Origin of the sequence: Sphingobium sp., from assembly GCF_003248505.1 — a bacterium.
In the GTDB taxonomy this organism is placed as follows: Bacteria; Pseudomonadota; Alphaproteobacteria; order Sphingomonadales; family Sphingomonadaceae; genus Sphingobium.
Genome location: NZ_QFOA01000102.1, coordinates 1 through 8911, shown reverse-complemented (window position 1 = coordinate 8911; position 8911 = coordinate 1). Strand labels below are relative to the sequence as shown.

The window sequence follows — 8911 nt, the reverse complement described above, 5'->3', positions numbered from 1 at the left end:
AATGATATAACGTACCATTTGCAAATAGAGTGCGCAGTCCTATCGCCACCGGCAGATCATTCCGCTGATGCCCGAACAATGGGCCGACTGGCTCAGCCCGGCGATCGACGCCGACGAGATCCTTACCTACCTCCCGCCCGGCATGCTGGAGGTCACCCAGGTCTATCCGCAAGCTACCCTCTAAGACCTGCCGTTCCGGAGTGTCCAACAAAGCGGACGTAGTGGCCGGCCCGAATGCAGCAATGAAATGTCTGCTGCTGGGGAGCGAAATTTGGCTGTTGAGCGGCGGGGAAGAGTCGTTACGGGATGGAATCTTAGCAGTCAGGTCTGGCATTTGAAGCTGCCGTGACTGCGGGTGCCGACCGTTCCCATTAACGGGCCAAACGATCGGTACCTTTATTTCCGTTTCAGTCCGAGCGTTTCACGGCGTGCTCTAACCTCGCTGTCGGGACATGATGCGTTAGTCCAGAGATTTCGCCATCAGCCGCTCCAGCCGGTCTGCAAAAGCGCGAGGATCGGCGGGTGGCTGACCTTCGGCGATGCGCGCCTCGTCAAGTAGCAGGAAGGCAAGGTCGGCTCGCTCCTCGTCGCTCGCTCCGGTCTGGCCGAGCTTGACGATCAGCATATGGCCGGCATTGACCTCCAGCACCGGCTTTGCCCGCTCGGGCGCCTGCCCTGCCGCTGCCAGCATCCGCTCAAGCTGCAGGTCCATCGCGCTTTCCGACGCGACGATGCACACGGCGCTGGTCGTCAACCGGTCGGACACCCGGACGTCGGATACCTGATCGGCCAAGGCGTTCTTGGCAAAGCGGATGAAGCTGCTCACATCCTCGCTCGGGGCATCCGTCGCTGCGCTGCCATCAGCCAGCGGGATCAGGCTGAGGTCGGTCGCACCTTGGGTCACCGACTTGAATGGCTTCCCGTCATAATCCGCACTAACGGTCGTCCAGAAGCTATCGACTTGGTCGGGGAGCAACAGAACCTCGATCCCACGCGCCTTGAAACCCTCAAGCTGCGGCGATTGGGCGATCCGATCAAGATCGGTCCCCGTCGCATAATAGATGGCGGTCTGGTTGTCCTTGAGGGAGGCCGCATAATCCTTGAGCGAGCGCCACTTGCCGTTCGACGTGCTGGTCTTGAACCGGGCTAGGTCCAGCAACTGTGCGCGCCGCTCGAAATCCTCATAAAGGCCTTCCTTGAGCACCGCCCCGAAATTCTCCCAGATCGAGTTATAGCGGTCGACGTCGCTGTTTGCGATCTTGTCCAGTTCAGACAGGATGCGGTTGCTCACGCCCTTTTTAATTGCGGACAGGACGGGGCTGTCCTGAATCATTTCGCGCGACATGTTGAGCGGCAGGTCAGCAGAGTCCACCAGCCCTCGCACGAAGCGCAGGTAGCGAGGCAGAATTTCCGCATCGTCGGTGATGAAGACGCGGCGAACATAGAGCTTGATCCGACCCTTCCGGTCGGAATCGAACAGGTCGAACGGCTTGGTTTCGGGAATGAAGGTCAGCACCGAATATTCGTGCCGCCCCTCCGCGCGATAGTGCAGCGTCAATGCGGGCTTGTCGAACTGGCCCGCGACGCTGCGGTAGAAATCGGCATAATCCTCCTCGCTAATGTCCGACTTCGCCTTGGTCCAGAATGCCGCCCCATCAGCGACCTGGCGCTCTTCCTCCTCGCTGCCCATCTCCTTGATGAAGATGGGCACGGGGACATGGCCCGACTGCGCCTTCACGATCCGCTCGACCGTGTAACGCTCGGCATAAGCCTTTGCATCGTCGAGCAGATGCAGCGTCACCCGCGTGCCGCGCGCTGGCGCCTCCGCCGTGTCGACTGGCGCGATCGTGTATGTTCCCAGGCCATCCGACGACCAGCGTGCGGCCTCATCCGTTCCTGCACGCCGCGACACGACATCGACATTCCCCGCAACCATGAAGGCGGAATAGAAGCCGACGCCGAACTGGCCGATCAACTGCTGGCCCTCGCCATTCTTGTCAGCGGTCAGCCTGTCCATGAAGGCCTTGGTCCCCGATCGCGCGATCGTGCCCAGCGTCTCCCCCATGTCGGCGGCGCTCATGCCGATACCATTGTCCTCGACAACGATTGTCCCGGCTTCCTTGTCGAGCTCCAGGGTGATGCGGGGTTGCGGGTCGTCGCCAAACAGAGCCGGATCGGCAATTGCCTCATAGCGTAGTTTCTCGCACGCGTCGGCCGCATTGGAGATCAACTCGCGCAGGAACACATCCTTGTCGGAATAGACCGAGTGGACCATCATGTGCAGCAACCTGGAAACATCCGCCTCAAAGGCATGCGTTTCAGGGGCGCTCACGGTGTCGGTCGTCATGGGTCTTCGCTCTCTCATATGGCAGACTGTGCGACGGTCAGATGGATCGAATGCGATTTCCGTTCAAGAGGTGAGCTTGATAGCACCACCCGTTTTGGCCCTGCCTGTTAAAACCGGTGCCTGCCAGCAGTTCCTCTCTGCCTCTGCTTGACGGCAACCTCGCGTAGGAATTCTCGATCTCACCGCGACAATTGGCATCGCCATATTCCCGGATGGACGCCTTGTTCAGTTGCGTCAGGGGAAGCTTACGTTGCAACCGCCTTGACATGGACGCGACGTGGGGAGCTGCTCGACCGAGGCGTTGGCAATGGTGGAAAAGCGATCCGCCATAGCGGTCCATGTCGAGATTACGATATCGGCCACTCCTATGCTGTCCGTTACAAACAGATATCCCGTCTCTTTCTTCAACCCATAGCGTGCGCCAGGCGCTTCCCAGATCGCCATCAGCCACGTTGCGCCGTCTCATGGAGAGAAACGCAGAAAAAACCGAACCGACCGCGGCTGGGATTAAAAATTTCAGGTTGAACGGTCGATAAGGGTCGTTCGTGCCGGGGTCCATTCTCCCCTAGAATTTGGCCGTCTGCTACCGTTCCGATTCGGACGTGGCTGATGCGATGAGCAGCGATTTGGGCGCTGATTTGCTGGCCCGGTGGGCACGTTTCGCTATATGCCAAAATTTGGGGCGTACGTTTTCAGCAGCACAGCCGGCGGGCTTCACATCGCGTAGCATCCAACTTGATTTCAGTCCGCGTGCTGTGGACCTTAACCATCGCCGACCATAGAGAGGGAGGCAACGTCGCGCAGAAAATGGGTGGCCCTTGGTTACAAACGATCAGGCAATTGATCCGATCCGGCATATGCATGCCCTGATGATGGCCATGCTGCTGGTCCTGAGCCTCGGTATGGCCAGGCCGGTGTGGGCGCAGGCGGCCCCGGCGACTGATCCGGCCGCCCGACTGGCGCAGGCGGAAAAGGATGTACGCTCGGTCGACCAGAGCCTCGACACGCGCATGGATGCCGATGATCGCAAGCTGCTGCTGGCAAAACTACTGGCCGCCAAGACGGCCGCATCAGACGCAGCCGGCGACTTGCAGGATCGACTGGCCCTGCTCGATGCCAAGCTGACGGGGCTGGGCACCGTTGCGACGGGCAGCAGCGAAGCGCCCGATATCAAGCGGCAGCGTGCGGCTCTGACGCGGCAGCGATCCGCGATCGATTCCGCGATCAAGCGCGGTAATCTGATCGGTGTCGAAGCGCAGCAACTGGCTGACGAGATCGAACGGAGCGAGGCGGAACAGTTTAGCGAGAAAATCACGACCCGCTCGCCATCGCCCTTGTCGCCCGGCTTCTGGTCAGAGCTTGGTCACGCCTTTTCCCGCGACTTGCGGCGCATAACCGCTTTTCTGGAGATAGGCCAGAAACAGGCCGCAGAGGCGCTGCGCAGTCATTGGCCATGGCATGCGCTGGCGGGCCTGCTGCTGAGCCTGCTGATCGTCGGGCCAGGACAGGTCGCCGCGCGGCATATGGGGCAGCGCATGCTGACCGAGGGCGTGCCGGGGCGGCGGACGCGGCGCTCCACCTATGCGCTGTGGCGGGTGGCGGTCGGTACTTTCGCGCCGTTGCTGGCGGCGCTTTCGATCGTGCAGGGATTGCGCTGGTCCGGACTGGTTGCGGATCGGTGGGAGCCTTTGCTCGGCGCGTTCATGGTCGGCTGCGCCTTTAGCGGCTTCACCTTTTCCGTGCTCGGTGCGCTGTTGATGCGTAGCCGGTCATCCTGGCGGATTGCGGCAATCAGCGACAATGGCGCGACCAGACTGCGACCCTATAGCCCCCTGCTGGCGCTGCTCGCCTTCCTCGGTGTGATCTACGCGCAATTCAATGCGTCCGTCGGCGTGAGCAAGGCGGCGCAGGAAGCGACGCAGGCGGTCTTCGCCCTGCTCCACATCCTGCTGGTCAGCGCGGTCCTCGTCACCGTGGCGCGTCTGCGGGCAGCCAAGATGGAGGCCGAGGACCCCGATCGTAACGAGAGCGCCAGCGGCCTTATGAGCTTGATCGCGTGGATCGTCGTCGCGGTGGCGACGATTGCTCTGCTGCTCGGCTATTTCAGTCTCAGCCTCTTCCTGTTGCAGGTGGTGAGTTGGGCGACGGTGCTGGGATCGGCGGTTTATCTGCTGATGGCGGCGATCGACGATCTGGCGACGACGATATTCGACCGCTCCAGCCGCTTCGGCATGGCGCTGGTCCGCAGCCTTGGCCTGCGCGGGAGCGCGGTCGAGCAGTTCGGCGTCCTGTTGTCGGGGCTGTTGCGGCTAGCGGTGCTGCTAATGAGCTTCTCGTTGCTGTTGTCGCCATTTGGCGCAGGCGACGTCGCCAGCCTGTTCGGCCGGCTCGGCGCGCTGGCGGAGGGCTTCGAGGTCGGCGGCGTCGCGGTCTCGCCCGGTGCCATTCTGCGCGGCATATTAGTTCTGCTGATCGGCCTGGCCCTGGTGCGAGGCTTCATGCGCTGGCTGGAGCGACGCTATCTGCCGGTCACCGACCTTGATGGCAGTGGTCGCAATTCCATCAGTCTGATCGCGCGCTATGTCGGCATTGCACTGGCGGTGATCTGGGGACTGGCCTCACTCGGGATTGGGATAGAACGCATCGCTATCCTGCTGTCAGCCTTGTCCGTTGGCATCGGCTTTGGTCTTCAGGCGATCACGCAGAATTTCGTGTCCGGACTGATTCTGCTTGCCGAACGGCCGATCAAGATCGGCGATCTGGTTCGCGTTGGCCAGGATGAAGGGGATGTGAAGCGGATTAGCGTGCGATCGACCGAAATCGAGCTACCCGACCATTCGACCCTAATCGTGCCCAATTCAGAACTCATCACCAAGACTGTGCTCAACAAGACGTTGGCCAGCCCGCTCGGCCGGATGCAGATCCAGTTTTCGGTTCCGATCAAAACGGATGCGGACAAGGTGAGGGAAATCGTGCTGGCTACATATGCCGACGAGCCGGCGGTGCTGGCCGAGCCCGCCTATTCCCTATTCATCGATTCGATCGCGGACGGCCGCATCTTCTTCAACAGCTTTGCCCATGTCGCCAGCCCGCGGGCGGCCTATGGCGCCCGCAGCAATGTCTTCACCGTCCTGCTGCGCCGGTTCCGCGAGGAAGGAATCGAGATCGGCACCGTGCCGCAGCGCATGGAACTGATCAACATGGGTCACTTGGACTGAGGCTTAGTAGCTGACCTTGATCAGCAGGATCCGATTATGCAGAGGCTGTCCCGACAATGCCGTGTCGCCGGATGGCGATGGAGCCCGCATTCTCTGGAGCCAGCACTGTATCGCTGGACCCAGATTGGGAGGATGTTGGAGAGCGAACCGCAAGCTGAAAGGTGCTGCCGCAACCCGGATTCCAAATCGAATGGTTGGATGCAGACCGTCTGCTCCTGGGAGCTTCCAATTCGGCTCTGAATGGCTCGAATGGGTCGAAGGCAGAGATCACCTGTTAACACGGATCGCACGCGCCGGTGAGCAACCGGCCCTCGGACTATGTCTGGTGATTTGGGCACGTCCGCAACAACCCATCGTTCAGGCAATACCCGCACCACCGGTGACGCCATAGACCTCGCCGGTGATATAACTGCCCTCCTGTGAGGCCAGCAGCACATAGATGGGCGCGATCTCGACGGGTTGGCCGGGGCGGCCGAACTGGCTCTGCTCGCCGAATTTCGTGACCTTTTCCTGCGGCTGGCCACCGGTAGATTGCAGGACCGTCCAGAAGGGGCCGGGTGCTACGACATTGGCGCGAATGCCTTTCTCGATCATTTGCTTGGCCAGCGCCTTGGTATAGGCCACGATCCCCGCCTTGGTTGTCGCATAATCGAGGAGGATGGCCGATGGGTCATAGGCCTGGATCGACGCGGTCGTGATCACCGATGCGCCGGCGGGCAGATGCGGCATCGCCGCCTGCACGATCCAGTGCAGCGCATAGAGGTTGGTCTTCATCGTGCGGTCGAAATCTTCTGAGCTCAGCACCTGCACATCGTTCCGAAACTGCTGACGGCCCGCATTGATGACCAATATGTCCAACCCGCCAAGACCGGCCACGGCATCGTCGACCAACTGGCGGCACCATGCTTCATCCATCACGTCGCCGGGCAGCGCGACGGCTTTGCGGCCCTCCGCTTCGATCAGGGCTATCACGGCCTGCGCATCGTTCTCTTCGCTGGGCAGATAGGCAATGGCGACATCGGCCCCTTCCCGTGCGTAAGCGATGGCCGCTGCCCGACCAATGCCGGAATCGCCACCCGTGACGAGCGCCTTGCGTCCCTTGAGCTTACCCGACCCCGCATAGCTTTCTTCACCATGATCTGGTGTGGGGTCCATCTGCGCTGCTATGCCGGGGGCTGGCTGGGGCTGTTTGGGGAAAGGCGGCTTGGGATATTGGTTGCGTGGATCTTGCAGAGTGAGGCGATCGGCCATGATGGCTCCTTGCTGATTGGCGAGCGGACATTTCGCCGTCGTTTCGAAGGCTGAAGGTCAGATTACGAGCCACCCCGGCCGCGAGTTCCTGCGTTAGCCTTGGCCATGCCCCGGTTCACCGACTGACTACGTTTTTGGCCGCACTAACTACAGGTCGGTCAGGATCTGGTCGGCTCTGCCCCAATGCGCCAGATCCTTGGAAGCCGAGCGCTTTACCATTTCACCGGCGCCCCAATGTGCCATTGGTCTGGGCCGTCTAGCGTGCGCAGTTCCTCCCAGCTGAGTGGCACCACGATCGGTGCGAACGGGCGCGACCGCGCGCTATAGGACATGACGGCGGTCGCGCCGCGCTGGTTGCGCAGATGGTTGATGAAGATCTTGCCCGTCCGCTTCGCCTTGGCAAGCGCGGCGGTAAGTGCCCGCTATCGGCTTCGGGGATAATGATCTGCAGCCAGCGCTGGCGTCGGTCGCCCAACATCCTTGCCCGTTTCAAGGCCGCCCGCAGTCTACTTGATGAATTGGTGACTGCCAAACGTGAGAAGTCTTCCTCTAGGCCAGTTATGACCGGCGCATAGGACTGAGAGCAAACCGCCGCTTGGCGCGAACGAGGCCGTCTAAGGGTCTAGAGTTCTCGCGAACGGCCGCTGATCGACCAAACCGACGACCGATGCCGCATAGAATTTCGATTGGATCATGACACATAGGATAGCATTCAAGGCGACGTGACCCTGCATCGGCGAACTCGCGCATGACCGGCTTAATGTCGATCACGGGTGTTCCGTCGATCGCGTCCAGCCCTTCGACGGTCAACCGCAAGCCTTGCACGCTCAAAATTCGGCAGACAGTCACGCCGAGCCGGTTAGGGGGGTTCTTGCCCCGTTGTGCGAAGATGCCCGTCAGAGGCCAGTCGTCGCGACCTCGCGGGTGACGTGCGCCTCGTTCGATCCTTTCTTCGGGCACCTGGTCGAACAGGAAGATAATTTCGGCATGGCTGAACGCATCCAACCCCGCCAGCGCGTCAGCCCCGACTTGTGTCGCGTCCAACTCGATCGTGGTTCGGCTACTTCCCCAATCGTCGTCAATCGGATCAGCCCGGCCGCCCCGCACATATCCTATGGGTTCAACCGTGAACGTCATCAGCGCCTCCTATCGACGGCACCTACTGCCACGATCGGTAGGCGCAGGGGAGTGGGATCAGTTTCCCGGTTTCGATCGAATTTCGAGAATGGCAGCGAGGCGGAGGCGACGGAAAGTTACTCGATCAACATCAACTGCCACGTCTCTCCCTGTACGGGTTCCCCGAACTCGTGATGAACTTCAGTGGCAATGCGTTCGAAACCGTGACGGGCGTATATACGGCGAGCGGCATCGAGCACGGTATGCGTCCAGAGGATGATCCGCCCATATCCCTTGTCACGGGCAAACCGTAGGCATGCGCCTACTAATGCGTCGCCGATGCCTCGCCGGCGGGCGAAGGGCTCGACATGCAACAGTCGGAGCCGGGCGAGGCCGTCACCCTCATCCGTAAGAAAAACCGCGCCAGCCATGGTGCCGTCTAGATCGGCTACCCAGCATTCTTCGCGGCCGGGTTTAAAGCGGCGCAGGAAAGCAGCGATCGTTTCAGCCTCCAGCGTTTCCAATTCACGCCCCCAGCCATGGCTTGCGGCATAGAGTATCGACTGCCGGGCGGCCACCTGACTGACCTCGCCTACACGAGCCGGTCGAATAACGAACTCGACCTGGGCGTCGGGGTCGAGCAAGAACCGCGCCCTGGTCAACGCCTCAACCAAGTCACTCTGTGCGACCGGATCGAGCCGGTTGAGATCATGCGCGACCGCGGCGCGCTGCCGCTGATCGATCTGATCAAAGGCTTCGCGCCCGGCCCGGGTCAGACGGATGGGACGTGACCGTCCATCCGCCTCAAGACGGTCTCGCGTAATCCACCCGCGCTCCTCGAACCGCGCGATCATACGACTGAGGTATCCTCGGTCGAGGCCCGCCTCAAGGACTGGCGACGGGTCGCAACGCGCTACGACCGGTGCCCCCACGCCTTCTTCTCGGCCATCGCTCTCGCTGCCACCGTCATCTTCTGGCT

General features: G+C 61.3%; 5 protein-coding genes and 2 pseudogenes. 2 read left to right on the top strand and 5 right to left on the bottom strand.

Annotated features, from left to right (window positions below; translation table 11 throughout):
- Positions 1-460: 460 nt before the first annotated feature.
- The gene (gene htpG, locus DI606_RS18415) at positions 461-2347 is read right to left on the bottom strand and encodes a molecular chaperone HtpG (protein ID WP_293985331.1); all 1887 of its coding nucleotides are present in this window, start codon (positions 2345-2347) and stop codon (positions 461-463) included.
- Positions 2348-3216: 869 nt separating this feature from the next.
- Between htpG and DI606_RS18410 the strand changes: the two genes are divergently transcribed.
- A complete protein-coding gene (locus DI606_RS18410) occupies positions 3217-5565 on the top strand; it encodes a DUF3772 domain-containing protein (protein WP_293985330.1) in 2349 nt (782 codons plus the stop codon).
- A gap of 357 nt (positions 5566-5922) precedes the next feature.
- Here DI606_RS18410 and DI606_RS18405 read toward each other — a convergent pair whose 3' ends face one another.
- From DI606_RS18405 to DI606_RS18395, 4 genes and pseudogenes are all read right to left on the bottom strand, one after another.
- Positions 5923-6816: an SDR family oxidoreductase gene (locus tag DI606_RS18405; RefSeq protein WP_293985329.1), complete on the bottom strand. Its 894-nt coding sequence runs from the start codon at positions 6814-6816 to the stop codon at positions 5923-5925.
- Between the two features lie 212 nt (positions 6817-7028).
- Positions 7029-7178, bottom strand: a complete 150-nt coding sequence (locus tag DI606_RS20395) for a hypothetical protein (protein ID WP_367119494.1) — start codon at positions 7176-7178, stop codon at positions 7029-7031.
- 196 nt (positions 7179-7374) lie between these two features.
- Positions 7375-7953: an SAM-dependent methyltransferase gene (locus DI606_RS18400; protein WP_293985328.1), complete on the bottom strand. Its 579-nt coding sequence runs from the start codon at positions 7951-7953 to the stop codon at positions 7375-7377.
- A 116-nt stretch (positions 7954-8069) separates the two neighbouring features.
- Positions 8070-8849, bottom strand: a pseudogene (locus DI606_RS18395) (GNAT family N-acetyltransferase); the annotation flags it as partial.
- Between DI606_RS18395 and DI606_RS18390 the strand changes: the two are divergent.
- Positions 8814-8911, top strand: a pseudogene (locus tag DI606_RS18390) (IS5/IS1182 family transposase); the annotation flags it as partial. The pseudogenes DI606_RS18395 and DI606_RS18390 overlap by 36 nt on opposite strands.